Annotated in this window: 18 protein-coding genes and 2 pseudogenes; 11 read left to right on the top strand and 9 right to left on the bottom strand. The window is 62.6% G+C overall.

Annotated elements, in window-relative coordinates; genetic code table 11:
- Positions 1–126 precede the first annotated feature (126 nt).
- The 3 genes from ACF8O8_RS12155 (at position 127) to ACF8O8_RS12145 (ending at position 4090) form a co-directional block, all read left to right on the top strand.
- Positions 127–1167: a hypothetical protein gene (locus tag ACF8O8_RS12155; RefSeq protein WP_126404352.1), complete on the top strand. Its 1041-nt coding sequence runs from the start codon at positions 127–129 to the stop codon at positions 1165–1167.
- Between the two features lie 206 nt (positions 1168–1373).
- On the top strand, positions 1374–3164 hold the full coding sequence (gene ggt / locus ACF8O8_RS12150; RefSeq protein WP_392509760.1) for a gamma-glutamyltransferase: 1791 nt from the start codon (positions 1374–1376) through the stop codon (positions 3162–3164).
- A 44-nt stretch (positions 3165–3208) separates the two neighbouring features.
- Entirely contained in the window at positions 3209–4090 is an 882-nt protein-coding gene (locus tag ACF8O8_RS12145) for a LysR substrate-binding domain-containing protein (RefSeq protein ID WP_010954391.1), read from the top strand.
- A 71-nt stretch (positions 4091–4161) separates the two neighbouring features.
- Here ACF8O8_RS12145 and ACF8O8_RS12140 read toward each other — a convergent pair whose 3' ends face one another.
- Positions 4162–5214 carry an ornithine cyclodeaminase gene (locus ACF8O8_RS12140; protein ID WP_392509759.1) on the bottom strand — a complete coding sequence of 351 codons (1053 nt, stop codon included), beginning with the start codon at positions 5212–5214 and terminating at the stop codon, positions 4162–4164.
- Positions 5215–5401: 187 nt separating this feature from the next.
- Here ACF8O8_RS12140 and ACF8O8_RS12135 point away from each other — a divergent pair, with 187 nt between their 5' ends.
- Entirely contained in the window at positions 5402–5824 is a 423-nt protein-coding gene (locus tag ACF8O8_RS12135; protein WP_010954389.1) for an Lrp/AsnC family transcriptional regulator, read from the top strand.
- Between the two features lie 74 nt (positions 5825–5898).
- On the opposite strand, the gene ACF8O8_RS12130 is transcribed toward ACF8O8_RS12135, so the two are convergent.
- The 4 genes and pseudogenes from ACF8O8_RS12130 to ACF8O8_RS12115 all read right to left on the bottom strand — a co-directional run bounded on the left by ACF8O8_RS12130 (position 5899) and on the right by ACF8O8_RS12115 (position 9918).
- A complete protein-coding gene (locus ACF8O8_RS12130; protein ID WP_392509758.1) occupies positions 5899–6498 on the bottom strand; it encodes an START domain-containing protein in 600 nt (199 codons plus the stop codon).
- Between the two features lie 89 nt (positions 6499–6587).
- Complete coding sequence (locus ACF8O8_RS12125) at positions 6588–7424, bottom strand: bifunctional allantoicase/(S)-ureidoglycine aminohydrolase (RefSeq protein WP_003247865.1); 837 nt, start codon at positions 7422–7424, stop codon at positions 6588–6590.
- Positions 7425–7557: 133 nt separating this feature from the next.
- A pseudogene (locus tag ACF8O8_RS12120) lies at positions 7558–8921 on the bottom strand (LLM class flavin-dependent oxidoreductase).
- Between the two features lie 16 nt (positions 8922–8937).
- Positions 8938–9918: an aliphatic sulfonate ABC transporter substrate-binding protein gene (locus ACF8O8_RS12115; RefSeq protein ID WP_020191881.1), complete on the bottom strand. Its 981-nt coding sequence runs from the start codon at positions 9916–9918 to the stop codon at positions 8938–8940.
- A 278-nt stretch (positions 9919–10196) separates the two neighbouring features.
- On the opposite strand from ACF8O8_RS12115, the gene ACF8O8_RS12110 reads away from it, so the two are divergent.
- Complete coding sequence (locus tag ACF8O8_RS12110; RefSeq protein ID WP_004577026.1) at positions 10197–10880, top strand: TetR/AcrR family transcriptional regulator; 684 nt, start codon at positions 10197–10199, stop codon at positions 10878–10880.
- Between the two features lie 38 nt (positions 10881–10918).
- On the opposite strand, the gene ACF8O8_RS12105 is transcribed toward ACF8O8_RS12110, so the two are convergent.
- Positions 10919–11926, bottom strand: coding sequence for a GlxA family transcriptional regulator (locus ACF8O8_RS12105; RefSeq protein ID WP_010954384.1), 1008 nt, complete (start codon positions 11924–11926; stop codon positions 10919–10921).
- A 161-nt stretch (positions 11927–12087) separates the two neighbouring features.
- On the opposite strand from ACF8O8_RS12105, the gene ACF8O8_RS12100 reads away from it, so the two are divergent.
- Positions 12088–12558 (top strand): hypothetical protein, encoded by a 471-nt coding sequence (locus tag ACF8O8_RS12100; protein ID WP_019751835.1) that lies wholly within the window; start codon positions 12088–12090, stop codon positions 12556–12558.
- A 103-nt stretch (positions 12559–12661) separates the two neighbouring features.
- Positions 12662–12874 (top strand): PLDc N-terminal domain-containing protein, encoded by a 213-nt coding sequence (locus tag ACF8O8_RS12095; RefSeq protein WP_003247877.1) that lies wholly within the window; start codon positions 12662–12664, stop codon positions 12872–12874.
- Positions 12875–12918: 44 nt separating this feature from the next.
- Here the strand turns inward: ACF8O8_RS12095 and ACF8O8_RS12090 are convergent, their stop codons facing one another.
- Entirely contained in the window at positions 12919–13245 is a 327-nt protein-coding gene (locus tag ACF8O8_RS12090; RefSeq protein ID WP_019751834.1) for a hypothetical protein, read from the bottom strand.
- A 188-nt stretch (positions 13246–13433) separates the two neighbouring features.
- On the opposite strand from ACF8O8_RS12090, the gene ACF8O8_RS12085 reads away from it, so the two are divergent.
- Both ACF8O8_RS12085 and ACF8O8_RS12080 read left to right on the top strand, forming a co-directional pair.
- The gene (locus tag ACF8O8_RS12085) at positions 13434–13856 is read left to right on the top strand and encodes a RidA family protein (protein WP_010954380.1); all 423 of its coding nucleotides are present in this window, start codon (positions 13434–13436) and stop codon (positions 13854–13856) included.
- 149 nt (positions 13857–14005) lie between these two features.
- Entirely contained in the window at positions 14006–14878 is an 873-nt protein-coding gene (locus ACF8O8_RS12080) for a DMT family transporter (protein ID WP_392509757.1), read from the top strand.
- Here the strand turns inward: ACF8O8_RS12080 and ACF8O8_RS12075 are convergent.
- Entirely contained in the window at positions 14875–15594 is a 720-nt protein-coding gene (locus ACF8O8_RS12075) for a TorF family putative porin (RefSeq protein ID WP_010954378.1), read from the bottom strand. The genes ACF8O8_RS12080 and ACF8O8_RS12075 overlap by 4 nt on opposite strands.
- A gap of 81 nt (positions 15595–15675) precedes the next feature.
- Positions 15676–15927 (bottom strand): lipoprotein, encoded by a 252-nt coding sequence (locus ACF8O8_RS12070; protein WP_010954377.1) that lies wholly within the window; start codon positions 15925–15927, stop codon positions 15676–15678.
- A 245-nt stretch (positions 15928–16172) separates the two neighbouring features.
- On the opposite strand from ACF8O8_RS12070, the pseudogene ACF8O8_RS12065 reads away from it, so the two are divergent.
- Together ACF8O8_RS12065 and ACF8O8_RS12060 are read left to right on the top strand one after the other, a co-directional pair.
- Positions 16173–17639: pseudogene (locus ACF8O8_RS12065) on the top strand (DUF3300 domain-containing protein).
- The gene (locus ACF8O8_RS12060) at positions 17636–18529 is read left to right on the top strand and encodes a DUF2950 domain-containing protein (RefSeq protein WP_010954375.1); all 894 of its coding nucleotides are present in this window, start codon (positions 17636–17638) and stop codon (positions 18527–18529) included. Before ACF8O8_RS12065 ends, ACF8O8_RS12060 begins: the two are co-directional and overlap by 4 nt.
- Positions 18530–18542 lie beyond the last annotated feature (13 nt).

Raw genomic sequence — 18542 nt, 5'->3', positions numbered from 1 at the left:
GCATATTTGTCAGTGGTGACGACGCCGCTATTTCGATACGGTGCAGAGGCCACCTCGGATAAATGCTTGCGGTAGAAGGTGGAGTGTCGATTGTCTTTTAACATGGAACGTAGAGAGGGCACCACGATGAGCGAACTCCCCACCACAAGTTTTTTGATCTTCCATGATCCACACGCGCCTTACCTGGTCGAGACACTTGATCCGAAGGAAGTGGCGCAGCTTGAAGCCGACCATGAGAAATCCAAAATAGACGACATTGAACAACTGAAAGCGCAATTTTTACAGATGGAACGGGAAAAAATGCTCCCCAAGGAGGATCAGGAGGCGCTTTACAACGCCAGACACGCCAAAGCAGATCTTACAGACCCTGTGAGTGAGTGGGGCCCGTGGGGCGAGTTGAGGAATGTATCTATTTCAAGTGTGCCTCATGACTTGGAGCCTGAGACACCAGAGTCTCCAGCTGAGGTGGAGGCGCTTCAAATCAAGATCGACGCTCTTGAGCGACAGGCCCGTCAATACGCGTTAGATCCAGCGATAGAATCTCGTTTGGACGAGGTCGTTCAAGCCGTCCAGGCCCTCAGCGCCGATGAAGATGATGCTCAGAAATACATTAGATATACTTTCCCCCGCGATGATGAAGCGTACTGGCGAAACTACGCTTTGTTGGTGCACAAAATTGTAAGTGCTAAATTTGAACTGCCGGATTTTCGGTATTCTCCCTCCTTAAGTCCCGACCGCTTCGTGTTAATCAGGCGCGACGGTACTTTGGGTATCAATATGGCCGATGAACTGAAAGCCCAGCCTTTACTAAAGTTCGAAGTGGTCGACGGTTGGTCCGCAGATGAAAGGTGGGGTGGTTATCTTCGCGTCTCAAGCTCAACTGAAAAGGGCAAGTACCTCTACACGAGAGACACATTGGATGAGGGCGCGTTTTTTAAGAATGACAGTCTAGATAACGATGACAGTGGGTGGGTAGAACTGACTAGCTCTGAAGGGGCCAAAATCACGTTTTGCAAAGTGGGAAACCATTACGAAATCTGGCAGAGCCTCAAGTCCGAAATCTTCGGGCCCACGACCCGGTGGTTGACCGTGGTTGACGGCCGGCTGAAATTTGTAATGGAGGGATCCTCAGCTAAGTGGAACATTGTGTCTACAGACGTAGACTAATCGTCGCCTATCGAACGCGGGGGCATGGGGTGCGGGTTGTGGCGCTTTTAGGATTGAGTGCCGTGTGGACGTTGCTCGATCTCAAGCACGCAGAACACCTGTTGATGTGCACTGCAGCCCCTTGGACGTTTTGCGCAAAGGCTTGAAGTCAGGTCCACTCCTGGCCCACAGTGCCCTGCTGAATAAAAAGAGGCAGGAAGCAAGCGATGAAGTTCTCTATCCCACTGATCAGAACGCTGTGCCTAATGGCCATCAGCGGCTCGGTCGGTGCCGACCAGGTATTGCCCACGCCACCGGAACTGGCCTCCGGCTACCGCAGCGGTTTGCAGCCGGTGCACGCCAGCCGGCACATGGTCGCCGCAGCCAACCCGCTGGCCAGTGAAGCGGGGCGGGCGATGTTGCGTGCCGGCGGCAGTGCGATTGACGCCGCCATCGCCATGCAGATGGTGCTGACACTGGTCGAGCCACAGTCCAGTGGGATCGGTGGCGGGGCGTTCATCCTGTACTGGGATGGCAAGCGCGTGCAGGCATTCGACGGGCGTGAGGCAGCACCTGCGGCGGTGACGGAAAAGCTGTTCCTGCAAGCCGATGGCACACCCATGCCGTTCCGGGTGGCGCAGATCGGTGGGCGGTCGGTGGGCGTGCCCGGGGTGCTGCGTGCCCTGAAGCAGGCCCACGAGCAGCACGGCAAGTTGCCCTGGCACGCCCTGTTCGCCCCGGCCATCGCCTTGGCACGCAACGGCTTCGCGGTTTCCGAGCGCCTGCACACACTACTGGCCGGGGACCCCTACATTGCCCGCTCACCCGCAATGGCCCGTTACTTCCTGGATGAACAGGGCAGGCCGCTGGCCGTGGGTACAATCCTGCGCAACCCTGAGTTGGCACAGACCTTGGAGCAGATCGCCGCACAGGGGCCCGAGGTGTTCTACAGCGGTGAAATTGCCGAAGCCATTGTCGCCAAGGTGCGTGGCCATGCCAATGCCGGGTATCTGTCGTTGCAGGACTTGCAGCAGTACCAGGCCAAGGAGCGCGAGCCGTTGTGCGGCCCCTACAAGGCCAGGCAGATCTGCGGCATGCCGCCACCCTCATCGGGTGGGGTGACCGTGCTACAGACCTTGGGCCTGCTCGACGCCGTGCAGCGCACCGCGCCGCAACGCGACCTGGCAGCGCTGCGACCGCTGGCCACCTCGTCCCCGGCCCGCCTGGAAGCCCCGCCGTTGGCCGTGCACCTGATCGCCGAGGCCGAGCGCCTGGCCTACGCCGATCGCGCTCAGTACCTGGCCGACAACGACTACGTGCCCGTCCCGGTCAAGGCCCTGACCGATTCTGCTTACCTGGCCAGCCGCGCGGCGCTGATCGGCGAGCACAGCATGAAGCGCGCCCGTCCGGGCCAGCCGCAAGGAGCGGACCTGGCGCTTGCGCCCGACCGCTCGCCACTGCGCATCTCCACCTCTCACCTCAGTGCGGTGGATGACAACGGCCAGGCCCTGGCCATGACCACCTCGGTGGAGGCCGCATTTGGCTCGCACCTGATGGTCAAGGGCTTCCTGCTCAACAATCAGCTGACCGACTTCTCGTTCATCCCCCACGAGCACGGCAAGCCGGTGGCCAATCGGGTGCAGCCGGGCAAACGGCCGCTGTCGGCCATGGCGCCGACGTTGGTGTTCTCGCGTGCCACGGGCGAGTTTGTCGCGAGCCTCGGTTCGCCGGGTGGTTCGCAGATCATCGGTTACGTGAACAAGGCGCTGGTCGGCCTGCTGGATTGGCGGCTCGACCCGCAGCAGGCCGCCGACCTGCCCAACTTCGGCAGCCGCAATGCCGGCACCGAAGTGGAAGCAGGGCTGAGCAGCCCGGCGCTGATCCGCCAGTTGGCAGCCTGGGGCCATGAGGTGACACCGATGACCATGACCAGCGGCATGCAGATCATCCAGCGCAGCGGCGAGGGTTGGTCAGGCGGTGCCGATCCCCGGCGGGAAGGAGTGGCCCTCGGTGACTAGCCGTGATAGAACGCAGACTTGCCATTCAGTAGTTGAATATCTAGATGTCTATCAGCGTGAAATCGAATAGGGCTCTGTTCGACCTCGACCTGCTGCGCGCCATTGTCGTGGTGGCAGACTGCGGCAGCTTCACCACCGCTGCCGCGCGGCTGCATTCGACCCAGTCGACGATCAGCCAGAAGGTGCGCCGCCTGGAAGACATGGTCGGCCACCGCTTGTTGGTGCGGGGCAACCGTGACGTACTGCCGACCGACGCCGGGCAGACCTTGCTCGGCTATGCCCGGCACATGCTGGCCCTGAACGATCAGATGCTTGAAGCCCTGGCCGGGGCGATGGTGGGCACCACGGTACGGCTTGGCGTGCCCGAGGACTTCGTGGGCGGGCGTACCACCAATGCACTGTCGGCATTCAGCCGGCTGCACCCACAGGTGAAGCTCGAAGTGACCAGTGGTTTGTGCCGTGACCTGAGCCAGGCCTATGACAATGGCGAACTTGACCTGGTGCTGCTCAAGCAGCGGCGCAACAGCCGTGAGGGCGTGGCCTGTTGGCCAGAGCGTCTGCAGTGGATCGACAGTGCGCGCACGCCCGCCTTCGAGCTGGACCCGATCCCGTTGGTCACCTTTCCGCCACGCGGCCTGTACCGCGAGGACATGATCAACGCCATCGAAGGCATGGGCCGGCGCTGGCGCATCAGCTTTACCAGCTCTAGCCTCAGTGGCATCCAGGCTGCGGTCGCCGATGGCATGGGTATCAGCCTGCTGCCGCCCAGGGCGGCCACCGGCGAGCACAGGGTGTTGGGGGCCGGGCAAGGGCTGCCGGAGGTCGACAGCTATGAGATCGTCATCGTGCACCGGCCGACGGCGGATGTGATGGTCAAGGCGCTGGCTGAGGTGATGACGCAGTTGCTGGCGGGCGGTGGGATCTGACGATCTGTGGTCGATGCGCTTGTACATGACCCAAAGCCCACACACACACTTTCGACCAACCCGATTCAATATCAGGCAACCCGTCGGATACGCCTTTTGCCAGCGCGGCCTCGGGTGTGGCTGAACAGGTCTTTCGGGTCGTCCTCCACCCACGGCACCAGGTCGATCTTGGTGCCCATCCCGCGCTTTTCGGCTTGCTGTAGTACGTACCGTAGTACGGTGTAGTCTTCGAGGGCGAAGCCCACCGAATCGAATACAGTGACCTGGCTGTCGTTTTGGCGGCCCTCGGTTTCTCCGCGCAGCACGCGCCACAGGTCGACCACCGGAAAGTCCGCCGGCAGCTGCTGGATCTCACCTTCGATACGGGTTTGTGGCTCGTACTCGACGAACACCCGCGCGTTGCGCAGCACATCGGCGTGCAGCTCGGTTTTGCCAGGGCAGTCACCACCCACGGCGTTCAGGTGCATACCGGGCTCCAGCATGTCGGGGGTAATGATGGTGGCGTAGGCCTTGTCGGCCGTTACCGTGGTGATGATGTCCACGCCTTTCACTGCCTCGGCTACCGAGCTGGCCCGGCGGATGGTCAAGCCGCTGTATTCCTTGAGGTTGGCGATAAGCTTGGCGGTGGCCAGCGGGTCGGTGTCGTAGGCGACGATTTCTTCGATGCCCAGGTGCTTGTGGAAGGCCAGGGCCTGGAATTCGCTTTGCGCGCCGTTGCCGATCAGCGCCATCTTGCGCGCGTTCGGGCGGGCCAGTGCCTGGGCTGCCATCAGCGAAGTCGCTGCGGTGCGCAGGGCGGTGGCGATGGTCAGTTCGGACAGCAGCACCGGGTAACCGGAGTCGACATCGGCCAGTACACCGAAGGCCATCACCGTATGCAGGTTGCGTGCAGTATTGGCCGGGTGGCCGTTGACGTATTTGAAGGCATAGCGGCTTTTGTCGGCGACCGGCATCAGTTCGATCACGCCCACTTCCGAGTGGCTGGCAACGCGCGCGGACTTGTCAAACGCCTGCCAGCGTTTGAAATCGTCCCGCAGGGCAGCGGCAAGCTCGCCAATAAACGGCGCTACGCCAATGTCATGCACCAAGTCCGACATGGTTGGAACATCAATGAAATACGTCATGCTCTTGCACCTTGTTATTGTGCGCTTGCCCAGCAGTGCGGGGTCAGCGCTTGAGATTATCGAAGTGAAGCCGCATGAACATTTTGATGACAGGTTGCGTCAATCGGAAGCAGGCAGGTTGTCAGTTTCGTCAGGCTTCTGGACAATCTGCCAACCCAACGTAGCAATCTGATTATTTGGCGGGCTTATGGACACGATCGATCGGGAACTGATTGCACTGTTGCGGGACAACGCACGTACCCCTGTGCTGACCCTGGCGAAGAAGCTGAAGGTGGCCAGGGCAACGGTGCACAACCGCATCACCCGGCTTGAAGAGCAGGGTGTGATCATCGGTTACACGGTACGTTTGCGCTCCGATGCGCTGGACCAGGGAGTGCGGGCAATCACCAGCATCGGCATCAGCGGCCACCATGCCGCAGAGGTCAAGCACGCGTTGCGCGGGCATCCCAATGTGGTGGCCATCCACACCACCAATGGCCGCTGGGACCTGATGGCAGAGTTGCGCGCCGACACCCTCGAAGCGTTCGACCGGGCGCTGAACGCCATCCGCTCGATCCCGCATATCGAGAACACCGAGACCAGCATCCTGCTTTCGACCTACAAGATGTGACCGCTGAGCCAGAGAGGGGTATTGCATAAAAAGCTGCCGGCCCTGCTGCAGTCGGTCTACGGCCTGCCGGCACTTCAAGGTTGGCGCTCAGCCACCGCTCGCAACGTACGCAACGTCACCACCGGCGTATCCACCACAAACCGGTTGGCCAACCACCCCGGCACATCCCCGGCAGGGGCGGCCTGCAACTGGTAGGTCACCTCGGTCACCCGGTCACCCAGCGGTTTCATCTGCCACACACCACTCAGGTGCTCTACCCGGATCAGTCCGTCAACCTTGGGGATCCTGTCGGGATCGGCGCGCAGGTGGCGCACCAGGGTACCGTCGACCAGGCGTTCGCTGGTCACTTTCAGCACGATGTCCCGTGGCCTCGCCGGCCAAGGCAGCTGGGTGGTCAGGTACACCCAGGTGTTGTCACCCTCCACATCCAGCAGGCGCATCTGGTCACAGGCGTACAGCCACTTGCAGGCCACCCGCAGGTTATCCTGCAGGTCAGTGAGCGTGCGCACGCTGGCTTTCATGGTGCTGACACCACGAAACTGCTGGTAGGACGAGGCCCCTGCGCTGCTCACGTAAACGCGAATGCCTTCGCGGTCGTAGGCCAGGCGCCAGTCATCGGCGGCCAGGGCAGAGGTGCACAGCAGCAAGGCAGCGAGCAGCAGGCAGCGGTTCATGGCCGGTACCCTGCAAGGGTGGGTATTTCAGTATGCGCGGCAAACAGAAAGCCCGCCAGGTTGGCGGGCTTGCGGGCATCAGCCTGGGCTTAGCGCTTAGGGTTCAGTGTCAGGTGTACGTGACGGTTCACGTCCTTGTACAGCAGGTAGCTGAAGTTGCCTGGGCCGCCGGCGTAGCAGGCTTGCGGGCAGAAGGCACGCAGCCACATGAAGTCGCCGGCTTCCACTTCGACCCAGTCCTGGTTCAGGCGGTACACCGCCTTGCCTTCCAGCACGTACAGGCCGTGTTCCATCACGTGGGTTTCTGCGAACGGAATCACACCCCCCGGCTGGAAGGTGACGATGTTCACGTGCATGTCGTGGCGCATGTCGGCCATGTCGACAAAGCGGGTGGTTTTCCAGCGGCCTTCGGTGCCCGGCATTTCGATGACGGTGGCGTTGTCGCGGTGGGTGACGAAGGATTCCGGTACGTCCAGGCCTTCAACCTTCTGGTAGTGCTTGCGCAACCAATGGAAGGTGACGTTGGACTTGCTGTTGTTGCGCAGGCTCCACTCGGCGCCCGGGGCCAGGAAGGCGTAGCCACCAGGTACCAGGGTGTGGTGTTTGCCTTCGACGGTGATGTCCAGTTCGCCTTCGACGATGAACACCACGGCTTCCGCATCGGCGTCCAGCTCTGGGCGCTCGCTGCCGCCTTCCGGGGCCAGTTCGACGATGTACTGGGAGAACGTTTCGGCAAAACCGGTCAGCGGGCGGGCGATAACCCACATGCGCATCTTGTCCCAGAAGGGCAGGTGGCTGGTGACGATGTCACGCATCACGCCTTTGGGGATGACGGCATAGGCTTCGGTGAACATGGCACGGTCAGTCAGCAGCTCGGTTTGAGCCGGGTGCCCACCGTGGGGGGCGAAGTATGAATGGTTCGACATGGACGATCTCGACTTGTTGTTCTCTCCCCATGCCTTGAACCGCACCGGCCGGTGCGGCGCAGGGGATGTGGCCACAGAATAGGGTCGAGTGCGTGGCATCCACAAATTAAATGTTGGAATACCCGGTATTTGATCACTGAATGCTGACCTGACGTCCAACGTGCCGTTCGGGCAGCTGGCCGCCGCGGCCGAACAGCTTGTGGCGCAGGGGGCCCTCGGTGTAGCTCAGCGGGTAGCGGCCGCGCCGTTGCAGCTCGGGCACCAGCAGGTCGACTACATTGGCCAGGTCGTCCGGTTGCACGGCGTAGGTCAGGTTGAAACCGTCGATGCCGGTATGGTCCAGCCAGGTTTCCAGCTGGTCGGCCACCTCGCTGGCAGCGCCGATCAGCACGGGGCCGCGACCGCCCAGGCCAACGAACTCGGCGGCTTCGCGTACGGTCCAGCGGCGAGTGGGGTCGGCGGCGGTAAAGGCTGCGAGGGCGGCACGGCCAGCATCGTTCTCGACGTACTCGATCGGTGCATCGGGGTCGAGGCCGGCGAAGTCGATACCGGTCCAGCCAGACAGCAGCGCCAGGGCAGCGTCCAGGTCGACATAGCGGCGATAGTCGTTAAAGCGGGCCTCGGCCTCTTCCCGCGTGGGGGCGACGATCAACAGCGCCTGGGCGTAGATCAGCACTTCGTCACGGCCACGCCCGGCCGCTTCGCAGGCCTGGCGGATGCCGTCGGCGTAGCGGCGCAGCACCGTCGGCGTTGGCCCGCTGATGAACACGCATTCGGCATGCCGTGCGGCAAACTGCTGACCGCGTGCCGACGCACCGGCCTGGAACAACACCGGGGTGCGTTGCGGCGACGGCTGGCACAGGTGCATGCCAGGCACCTGGAAGTGCTCGCCCACATGGTTGATCGGGTGTACCCGCGAGGGTTCGATATAGCGCCCGCTTTCACGCTCCAGCAGCACGGCGTCGTCGTCCCAGCTTTTCTCCCACAGTTTGTACAGCACCTGCAGGTATTCCTCGGCCAGGTCGTAGCGTTGGTCGTGGCCCAGTTGATGCGCCAGGCCGAGGTTGCGCGCAGCGCTGTCCAGATACCCGGTGACGATGTTCCAGCCGACCCGGCCATTGCTCAGGTGGTCGAGCGTGGACATGCGCCGGGCGAAGGGGTAGGGGTGTTCGTAGGTCAGCGAAAAGGTGACACCAAAACCCAGGTGTTCGGTCACCCCGGCCATTGCCGGCACCAGCAGCAGCGGATCATTGACCGGCACCTGCACGCCACCGCGCAGGGCGGCTTGCGGGCTGCCTTGATAGACGTCTAGATACCCAGCACATCGGCGATGAACAGGGCGTCGAACAGGCCGCGTTCGAGCAGGCGGGCCAGGTCGGTCCAGTAGCTCAGGCGGTTGAACGCCACACTGGTGTTGCGCGGATGGCGCCACAGCCCAGGGGACTGGTGGCTGGCAGCGTTCATGCTGAAGGCGTTGAAGCGGATCGGGCGAGGCATGGTCAGCGCGCTCCGTTCAAGGCAACACAGAGGCCGGGTAGACCGCTTCGGCCACCTGTAGCTTGCGTGGAATCAGGCCCAGGCCCTGGAAGGTGTCAGCCAGCTTCTGTTGTTCGGCAACGATCTGCGGGGTGATAGCGACGGCGTTGTAGTTGCGCCGTTCGCTGGCCACTTCCAGCACCTGGGTGCTGATCCCCAGCTGCGGTGCCAGCAGCGCGGCCACTTCGGCAGGCTTGGCGTTGGCCCACTGGCTGACCTTGCCCAGCTCGGCAAAGAAGGTTTTCAGCAGAGCACGGTGCTGGTCGGCAAAGCTGGCTGTGGACAGGTAGAAGGTGCGGTTGTTGGACAGGCCGCTGCCGTCGCGCAGGTTCTTCAGCCCTGGCTGGCTTTCTGCGGCGGCGAGGAACGGGTCCCAAAGGGTCACGGCCTGCACGCTGCCCGATTGCAGGGCGGCCACGGCATCGGCGGCATTGTTGACGTATGCGGGGGTAATGTCCTTGTAACTGAGCCCAGCCTGCTGCAGGGCTACGGCCAGCAGGTACTGGGCATTCCAGCCGCGGCCCGTGGCCACACGCTTGCCTTTCAGGTCCTGCACACTGGCCAGGTGGTCCTGCTCGCGCACGACCAGGCCGATGCCGCGTGGGTAGGGTTGTTCGGCAGCCAGGTAGACCACAGGCTTGCCTGCGGCCTGGGCGAACACCGAGGGGGCATCGGCTGCGTGGCCGAGGTCGATGGCGCCGGTGCTCAATGCCTCCAGTAGCTGGGGGCCGGCGGCGAACTCATGCCAGCTGACCTTCACACCTTGCGGTGCCAGGGCCTTCTCCAGGGCGCCGCTGCCTTTGAGGATGTTGATGCTGTTGAATTTCTGGTAGCCGATGCGCAGTGTCCTGGCGTCGTCGGCAATGGCTTCGGACCAGGGCAGCAGGGCGCTGGCGACGCTGGCCAGCAAGCCGCCGATCAGCAGGCGGCGTAGCGGGGAGAAAGCATGTTTGGGCATGGGCATTGCTCCTTGAATCGGGTGAGAGGCGATCTGCCCAGACTAAGGAGGTGGCGTTTGGCTTTCAATTTATATATTCCAGTTTGTTAGGTTGTTTTGTTATTTTTATATCCTTTTGTTTGTATGGGCTTGGCGTCTATCGTTGCAGGAGCGGCCATGGGCCGCGAAAGGCTTGCCGATGGCCAAGGCATGATGGCTACCCGACCAACAGCGTGCTTCCCTGCATGGCCGCGCTAACGGATAATCCCGGCATTCCAATAAACAGCCTGTGAGTGGGTATGAGTGATTCCGTAGTCGGCCTCGGCCAGCCTGAAACCGAAGGGGTGCGCAAAACGCGCAAGAACAACCCTGAGAAAACACGCGAGGACATCCTCCAGGCCGCCATCAACGAGTTCGTTCAGCAAGGGCTGGCCGGCGCCCGCGTCGACGCCATCGCCGAACGCACCGCCACTTCCAAGCGCATGATCTACTACTACTTCGGCAGCAAGGAGCAGCTGTATTGCGAGTGCCTGGTGAAGTTGTACGGGGATATCCGCAAGACCGAACAGAGCCTGGACCTGGAGTCGTTACCGGCTGAGCAGGCGATCCGCCGGCTGGTGGAGTTCACCTTCGATCACCATGACCGCAACGTCGATTTCGTGCGCATCATCTGCACCGAAAACATCCACTATGGCGAGTACGTCAAGCAGTCGCCGGCCATTCGCGAAATGAGCAGCCTGGTGCTGGAGGCCTTGGGCAACACCCTGCGCCGTGGCGTTCAGGAAGGCGTGTTCCGCGCTGGCATCGAGGTCATCGACCTGCACATGCTGATGAGCTCGTTCTGCTTCTACCGAGTGTCGAACCGCCATACCTTTGGCGAGATCTTCCAGATCGACCTGTCTGATGAGCAAATAAAGCTGCGCCACAAAGCCATGATCTGTGATGCGGTGTTGCGGTACATCCAGCTCGAGCCTCGTACCTGAGATTGCTCGAGCGCCTGGGCTGGCTCAAAGGGCCTCGGTCACTCGCCCAGCCGTTGCTCGCGCGACGGCGGGTAGCCGAAATACGCCGCATAGCACTTGCTGAAGTGCGACACCGAGACAAACCCGCAGGCCACCGCCACTTCCATCACCGACAGGTCGGAATACTGCAGCAGCCGGCGGCTCTTGGTGATGCGCAGCTCCATGTAATAGCGCCGGGGCGACGTGCCCAGCTGGGCCTGGAACAGGCGGTCGATCTGCCGCCGCGAGCGCCCGCTGTAGGCGGCCAACTGGTCGAGGCTGAGGGTTTCCTCGAGGTTGTTCTCCATCAGCTCGACAATGGTGCGCAGGTGCAGGCTCATGGACTTCTTCGCCCCAGGACCCACCTGGCGGTAGCGCGCACCGGAGAATGAAAGGATTTCCTCGACGCCTTCGGCCAGGCCATCACCATACAGCCGGCGTACCAGGCCCAGCATCAGCTCCATGGCGCCATTGGGGCTGGCGGCGCTGAGGCGGTCACGGTCGAGGGTAAAGCTGGCCGGGGTGATGCGGGTTTGCGGGCTGCGCTCCGACAGGCTGGCACGTTGCTCGGGGTGGATGCTGCAACCGTAGTCGTCCAGCACCCCGGCACGGCCAAGGAACCAGGCGCCGTTCCACAAGCCGCCCAAGGCCATGCCGTGGGCGGCGCAATCGTTTAGCAGGCGATCGAGTTCCGGGTACTTGAGTGGTGTGCGCAAGCCGCCGCAGACCACCAGCAGGTCCAGCTCCTTCAGCGCCGCAGCGGACAGCTCGGTGGCCACCAGTTCCAGCCCCAGGTCGCTGAGCACCCGGTCGCCGTCCAGCGACAGCGGGGTGAACTGGAAGCTGTCGGCACGTAGCAGGTTGGCCGTGACCAGTACGTCCATGGCCACCGTGAAACTGGCCATCGAGAAGTGTTCGAGCAGGATGAAGTCGACCCGATAGGGCGCCTGGGCATTGGCGCCGCTTGTTTTGAGCCGTAGCATGTTGCTGGTGCTGGTCTTTTGGCTGAACTGGCGTGGCGTGGGCACTCTGAACTCCGCTTCCTGGCTGGCCCGCAGAGTGTGGACGGTGCCCGGAGGAAAGACAATCTCCCCGGTGGCTGTGTCGTATTACAGGTCGTGTTCAGGCAAACCAGCCTGTCCTGGTGCTTTACCGCTATGCTGACCTCCCGTCATTGAGGATGCGCCTGATGAGATATGCCGCTGTAGTGTTGCTCAGCCTGTTGCCGTTGCTGGCCAACGCCTTGGAGCAGGGCGACAAGCTCGCCCCGTTTACACTGCTCGACCAGTACGACCAGGCCTACAGCCTTGGTGCCGACACGCAGATTTTACTGGTGGCGCGCGATATGGACGGTGCCAAGCTGGTCAAGGCGGCACTGGCCGAGCAGCCCAAGGGCTACCTGGAAGCACGCGCCGCTGTATTCGTGGCCGACATTCAGCGCATGCCTGCGCTGATCAGCAAACTGTTCGCGGTCCCGGCCATGCGCGATTACAGCTACCGGGTGCTGCTCGACCGTGATGGGCGAGTGGCCAGCCGGTACCCCGGGCAGGAGGGCCAGGTGCAGTGGTTGCAACTGCAGCAGGGCGTGCTGGTCAGCCAGCGGGCGTTCACCGATGCAGCGGCGTTGAAGGCTGCACTGGAGAATGCACCACGGCAATGAGGCCCTATCGCCGCGCCTGCAAAAAGGCGCGGTGAGTCAAATCAATCTGAACCCTCAGCGCTTGCAGCAACCCAACCCAATACATGCCATTGGGAGAGCGCTCATGGAAATCGGTACGATCTGGATCATCATCGCGGCCTTGGTCATTCTGCTGGAGATCTGGGCCATCTGGCACATCATCGGCAGTGAACGGCGCGCCGAGCGCAAGATGCTGTGGATCGTCTTCGTGGTCTACGCACCCTTCCCCGGTTTGCTGTTCTGGGCCTGGCGCGGTCCGAGGGCGGTGAAGGGCAGGGCGGTGTTGCAGGAAAAATGACGGTTTGCGGCCTCGGGCGCGGGGGCGCCTGAGGCCGTCGAGGGTCATTTGGGCAGGATGTCGAAACGCATGGCAGGACCCAGCCCGTCCACCATCAGGCAGCCGTAGAACTTCACGGTGGACAGTACGCGCAGTTCCTTGAGCGCGTCATGGATGTAATCGCGGACCAGCTTTTCAGCCTCCCGCTTGCGGTCAGCGAGGGTGGTGCCATTGAGTGTGATCATGCCAAGCAGCGTGGTTTCAATGTGCTCGACGGTGTCCAGGCCGAGCTTTTCCCGCAGATGCAGACGTGCCTGTGCCGCATCGGTTTCATCGTACGCAGGGTTGTGCGGTTTGATGGTGTAGGCCAGCTGAAAATCAAATTTGCTCATTGGTTTTCCTTCTTGGTTAAAGGCCTCCATGCCGGGCTTTGCAATCTAAGGCCTGACAGCCGCTGCGCAAACACACGCTTGGTTCCAACATGACGATGCCTTGTACGAAATGTCCTACTTCAGGCTTGACCTCGAGTTAACTTAAGGTCCGATACTCCGACGCTCTTCCAACCGAGCGAGGGCTTGTCGTGACCCCATCAAGCGCATTCCAGCTAAGCAACCCCGAAGGCCTCTACGACCCCAGTGGCAACGCCTACTCCCATGTCGCCGAAGTGCGCGCTGACAGCCGTCTGCTGTTCATCGCCGGTCAGGGTGGGGAGGATAGCCAGGGCCAGTTGTCACCTGTGTTCGCCGAACAGGCCCGGCAGGCGCTGGCCAACCTGGAGCGGGCCCTGGCGTCGAAAGGTGCCAGCCTGGCCCAGGTGTTCAAGCTGACCCTGCTGATTGTCGAGCACTCCGAAGCGCGCCTGCACCAATGGGTGGCTGAGGCCGACAGGGCCTGGGGAGCGCACATGAAACCGACCTGCACGCTGATACCGGTGCCCCGGCTGGCACTGGACGGCATGCTGGTGGAGATCGAAGCAGTAGCCGCCGTCTTGCTCAAAACCTGAAAAGCCGGCTCGGTCGCCCGTGGGCGCGGGTTTACCCGCGAACACCGGCGTAGCCGGTGCCATCCTCACGGTGGTTCTTCCTTGTATATCGGTGCCGGTCCTGACTAAATGCCGCTATAACAACAATCCCACTCAGAGGTGACCACACCATGAGTACAGGCACGACCACGCTTACTGACCGCAAGACCAGCGCCTGGCTTTGGCCTGCCCTTTTCAGTCTGGTGGCGTTTGCCGCCAACTCGGTGTTCTGCCGGCTGGCGCTGAAAGACGGGGCCATCGACCCGGTATCCTTCACCGCGGTACGCCTGGCCAGTGGAGCGCTGTTTCTGCTGTTGCTGATTCGCCTGCGCAGCCCGGTGCACACCATGGGCGGCAGTTGGTGGGGCGGCTTGGCCCTGTTCCTGTACGCGTTCCTGTTTTCTGCGGCTTACCTGCAACTGGGGGCAGGGGTGGGGGCGTTGTTGCTGTTCGGTGCCGTGCAGATCACTATGTTCGGCTTCGCGTGGTACAGGGGCGAACACATCACGGTACGCATGCTGCTGGGCATGCTGATTGCCTTTACCGGCCTACTGGTGCTGCTGTTGCCTGGCGTCTCGGCGCCGCCGTTGGCCAGTGCCTTGCTGATGGCCCTGTCCGGTGTGGCCTGGGGGGTGTATACGCTACTGGGCAAAGGCTCGCCCAGGCCGCTGGCCGACACTGCCGGCAATTTTGCCCGCAGCTTGCCGTGCCTTGTGCTGCTGCTACCGATGCTGTTGCTGGGTGCCGGCCCGCACCTCACGCCACTTGGCTTGTTGTATGCCTTGGGTTCCGGTGTGCTGGCTTCTGGCGCAGGCTATGCCGTTTGGTATGGCGTGGTCAGGCAGATCAGTGCGCAACAGGCGGCGACCCTGCAACTGAGTGTGCCGGTGATTGCCGCCCTGGGCGGGGTTGCCCTGATTGGCGAACCGGTGTCATTGCGCTTGTTGATCGCCTGTGTGGTGGTGTTGGGCGGCATTGCCCTGGCGCTGGCGCCGCGCCGTTAAAAAAAGCTGCGCTGGGCCTTGAATGTGACCACGCTGTCGCAATAGGTATTGATGCCCGAATAGGCATCGCAGCTCGCGCCACTGAGGCTGGAGTTGCTGTAGATCAGGTTCAGGTCGATGCCCAGCCAGGGCCGCGACAGCTCCAGCGACCAATCGGAAAAGGTATTCACCTGGCTGCCATCGCCAATGGTGAACGGCGTGCCCAGGCGGTGGTGGGCGAGCTTGACGGTGAAGTCGACGTCGAACATCGGCAGATGGCCGAAGTCGGCGAACAGCGTGCCCGTGCGGTTGTCGGGGTTGTCGCGCAGCGCCCCGCCGAAGCGGCTGCCCAGCACCGAGATCCCCCCATACAGGGCGTAGCTGTCGGGGCCTGCGATATTGGGCTGACTGTAATGGATCAACCCTACCTCGTAGCCCAGGCTGCTGTCGAAATGGTGCTTGTAGCCCAGGTAGCTGTCCAGGCGCAGGGTCGAGTTGGGGGTGACGCCCATGCTTGGGGCGTACTGGCCCAGGTACCAGCCATTGGGGTGGCTGAGGTCGAGTCCGCCATGGAATGCGCCAACGGCACTGGGTGAGATAAGCCCTTGCGCCATGCTGCGTGAGGGGGTGGTGCCGAGTGTGAAGTCGAAATCGCCCAGTTGGCGTTTCATCTGCTGGGCTTGCGACGCGGGGCTTAAAAGCAGCGCAGCACTCAGCAACAGAAGGGGCCTGATCATGGTCTCCGTCCTGGAAGGCTTGCGGTTGAGCGGTAGAGGATACCTGCGCAGGTGGAGGGAGGGAACCGCCGGTTAGCCCGTTCAGCCTTTGGTCGAAGGTTCAGCGTCGGCAGCTTCGGTCACGACAGGCAGGTTACCGGCACGCAGGATCACCCGCCGTTGCTGCTCGTAATTGTCCAGTGACAGGCCGCGGCGCTGCAAGGCTTCCAGTTGCAACTGGCGAGTTTCCTCGGCGGTGTACGGGCGCAGTTCAGGGTGGCTGGCACAGCCGCTGATCACGGCGATGGCAGAAGCGACAAGGGTGGCGGACAGCTGGCGGGCCAAGGTGTTCATCGGTTAGCTCCAGGGCAGTCTAGGAAGCAGCGTGGGGATGGCGCTAGGTTATGCGGCCACAGCGTTCGGTAGAAATTGCCCTGCTCGATAGTGACTATCGACGGTTCCAGCGAAGTCCACCTATAGACTCGAACGCATCAACCATCCCACCTTTGAAGCGCGAAAAGTTTGCGTCCCCTCGTCTGGTCAAAAGCACTGCCATTGCTACCCTTAACCCACGCGGTCTGACCTCATGGGGATAAGCGATGCGCATGCCATTGTTTGCTGTCCTGTCGGCACTGCTTTGCCTGAGCGCTGCCCCTGGCCTGGTGCAGGCCGCAGACGTGCCCGCGCCGGATCCGGCGCCTTCCGCTGCCACGCTCGTAGCCAAGGACCCGGTGTTCTCCCAGGAGCAACTGGACCAGATGCTGGCCCCCATTGCCTTGTACCCTGATCAGTTGCTGGCTCAGGTGCTGATGGCGTCAACCTACCCGGGGCAGGTCAATGAAGCCGTGACCTGGTCCAAGGCCAACCCCAAGGCCACCGGCGACGATGCAGTCAGGCAAGTGGCCAAGCAGCCCTGGGACCCTAGCGTACAGGCACTGGTGGCCTTCCCGCAGGTGCTGGCAACGCTTGGCCAGGACCCGGTCTGGGTGCAGCGCCTGGGCGATGCTTTCCTCGCCCAGCCCGATGATGTCATGGGCAGCGTGCAGCGTTTGCGCCACCAGGCGCAGGCCGCCGGCAATCTGCAGAGCAGCCAGTACCAGAATGTAACCGTGCAGACCGCACCTGCACCTGCGCCAGCCGCCAGCGGCAGCAGCACCCAAGGGGCAGCGGCCAGCAGCCCGCCCACCACCATCGTCATCGAGCCGGCCGACCCGCAAGTGGTGTATGTGCCCAGCTATAACCCGACCACCACCTATGGCACCTGGGCCTACCCGGCCTCGCCGCCGGTGTATTACCCACCGCCGCCCATGTACTACCCCGGTTCCGCGCTGGTGGCCGGCCTGGCCTTCGGTACCGGCGTGGCGATTGTCGCCTCGTTGTGGGGCGATTGCGACTGGGACAACAATGACATCGACATTGACGTCAACCGCTACAACAACCTCAACGTCAACAACCGCATCACCAACAACCAGAACAAATGGCAGCACAATTCCGCCAACCGAGACGGTGTGCCATACCGCGACTCTCGCAGCCGTCAGCAGTATGGCCGCCAACTGGACGGTGCCACTCAGCGCACCGCGTTCCGCGGCGACGACGCCCAACGGGCCCAGGCCCGAGACAAAGCCAGGGCATCGATGGACCGCGCAGGTATCGAACGGCCGGCTACCAGTAACCGTCAGGCCCGCGAGCAAATGCGCGAGGCCAAGGCAGGCAGTCCCGACGGCAACCGCATGCTGTCCCGGGATGATGGCGCGCGGGCTACTGACCGTCGGCAGGAAACCCGCAATGACCAAGGCCGCCAGCAGAACGGCAACCTGGCCAATTAACGCCGGCAGGGCGACGGCCAGGTGCGGCAGCCGGCGCAGAGCCGTCCTGCCAATACGGCAGGCCGTGCCCGCAACAATGCCTTCGACGGTGTGCGCTCGCCGTCGCGCACCAGCGTGCAGGCCAACCGCGGCCGTACCAGCCAGTCGTTCGCTCAGCGGCCCGGTGCGTCGCGTGCCGCCGGGCACCAGATCTCCCGGCCCAGTGCGCCCGCGCGTCGCGGCGCAGGAGGCCGTCGATGAAGCGCCCAACACTCGCTGCATTGCTGCTGACGGCAGGTCTGGCCTGGTCGTTCGTGGCCGCTGCCCAGCAAGCCTTCCCAACGCCGGAGAAGGCCGTGGAAGCCTTTGTCGCGGCGCTGGGCCAGGAAAAACCTGATGAAGCCCGCCTGGCCCAGTTGCTGGGCGATGACTGGCGCACCTACATACCGCGCGGTGGTGTGCAACGCAGCGATGTGGATACCTTTCTCGAGCAGTATCGCGCACAGCACAGCATCGACATGTCAGGCGAGGGCAAGGCCATCCTGGCGGTGGGCGCCGGTCACTGGACCTTGCCCATACCGCTGACCAGAACCAGCCAGGGCTGGCGCTTCGACCTCAAGGCGGGCAGTGCCGAAATCCGCGCCCGTCGTATCGGGCGCAACGAGCTGGGTGTTCTGCAGTCGCTGTTGGCCTATCACGATGCGCAAATGGACTACGCGACCCAGGACCATAACGGCAATGGTGCGCTGGAGTACGCACAGAAGATTTTCAGCGAGCCGGGCAAGCATGACGGGCTGTATTGGGATGACGATGGCGACGGTGACGTCAGCCCGTTGGGCCCGCTGTTCGGCCAGGATGTGGTCGGTGACGCCTGGTATGGCTACCACTTCCGCATCCTGGATGCACAGGGCCCATCCGCCCCGGGCGGTGCCTACAGCTACCTGATCGGCAACCAGATGAGCCGTGGCTTCGCCATGGTCGCCTGGCCGGCCAAGTACGACGACACCGGGGTGATGAGCTTCATGATCAGCCATGACGGCCAAGTGTTCGAGAAAGACCTCGGGCCGCATGGCGACAGGCTGGCGAAGGAGATGAAACGCTTCGACCCGGATGACAGCTGGAAAGTGGTGGATGTGGCGGCGGGGGATTGAGCCCGCACAGCCA

Origin of the sequence: Pseudomonas sp. TYF_14, from assembly GCF_043105275.1 — a bacterium.
In the GTDB taxonomy this organism is placed as follows: domain Bacteria; phylum Pseudomonadota; class Gammaproteobacteria; order Pseudomonadales; family Pseudomonadaceae; genus Aquipseudomonas; species Aquipseudomonas alloputida.
Note: the sequence above shows the minus strand (reverse complement) of the source record. Positions and strands in the feature narration are given on the sequence as shown.

Bases quoted from the DNA above. Each gene is read 5' to 3' on its own strand.
- ACF8O8_RS12155 (WP_126404352.1), top strand. From the start codon at position 127: ATGAGCGAACTCCCCACCACAAGTTTTTTGATCTTCCATGATCCACAC.
- ggt (WP_392509760.1), top strand. From the start codon at position 1,374: ATGAAGTTCTCTATCCCACTGATCAGAACGCTGTGCCTAATGGCCATC.
- ACF8O8_RS12145 (WP_010954391.1), top strand. From the start codon at position 3,209: ATGTCTATCAGCGTGAAATCGAATAGGGCTCTGTTCGACCTCGACCTG.
- ACF8O8_RS12140 (WP_392509759.1), bottom strand. From the start codon at position 5,214: ATGACGTATTTCATTGATGTTCCAACCATGTCGGACTTGGTGCATGAC.
- ACF8O8_RS12135 (WP_010954389.1), top strand. From the start codon at position 5,402: ATGGACACGATCGATCGGGAACTGATTGCACTGTTGCGGGACAACGCA.
- ACF8O8_RS12130 (WP_392509758.1), bottom strand. From the start codon at position 6,498: ATGAACCGCTGCCTGCTGCTCGCTGCCTTGCTGCTGTGCACCTCTGCC.
- ACF8O8_RS12125 (WP_003247865.1), bottom strand. From the start codon at position 7,424: ATGTCGAACCATTCATACTTCGCCCCCCACGGTGGGCACCCGGCTCAA.
- ACF8O8_RS12115 (WP_020191881.1), bottom strand. From the start codon at position 9,918: ATGCCCAAACATGCTTTCTCCCCGCTACGCCGCCTGCTGATCGGCGGC.
- ACF8O8_RS12110 (WP_004577026.1), top strand. From the start codon at position 10,197: ATGAGTGATTCCGTAGTCGGCCTCGGCCAGCCTGAAACCGAAGGGGTG.
- ACF8O8_RS12100 (WP_019751835.1), top strand. From the start codon at position 12,088: ATGAGATATGCCGCTGTAGTGTTGCTCAGCCTGTTGCCGTTGCTGGCC.
- ACF8O8_RS12095 (WP_003247877.1), top strand. From the start codon at position 12,662: ATGGAAATCGGTACGATCTGGATCATCATCGCGGCCTTGGTCATTCTG.
- ACF8O8_RS12090 (WP_019751834.1), bottom strand. From the start codon at position 13,245: ATGAGCAAATTTGATTTTCAGCTGGCCTACACCATCAAACCGCACAAC.
- ACF8O8_RS12080 (WP_392509757.1), top strand. From the start codon at position 14,006: ATGAGTACAGGCACGACCACGCTTACTGACCGCAAGACCAGCGCCTGG.
- ACF8O8_RS12075 (WP_010954378.1), bottom strand. From the start codon at position 15,594: ATGATCAGGCCCCTTCTGTTGCTGAGTGCTGCGCTGCTTTTAAGCCCC.
- ACF8O8_RS12070 (WP_010954377.1), bottom strand. From the start codon at position 15,927: ATGAACACCTTGGCCCGCCAGCTGTCCGCCACCCTTGTCGCTTCTGCC.
- ACF8O8_RS12060 (WP_010954375.1), top strand. From the start codon at position 17,636: ATGAAGCGCCCAACACTCGCTGCATTGCTGCTGACGGCAGGTCTGGCC.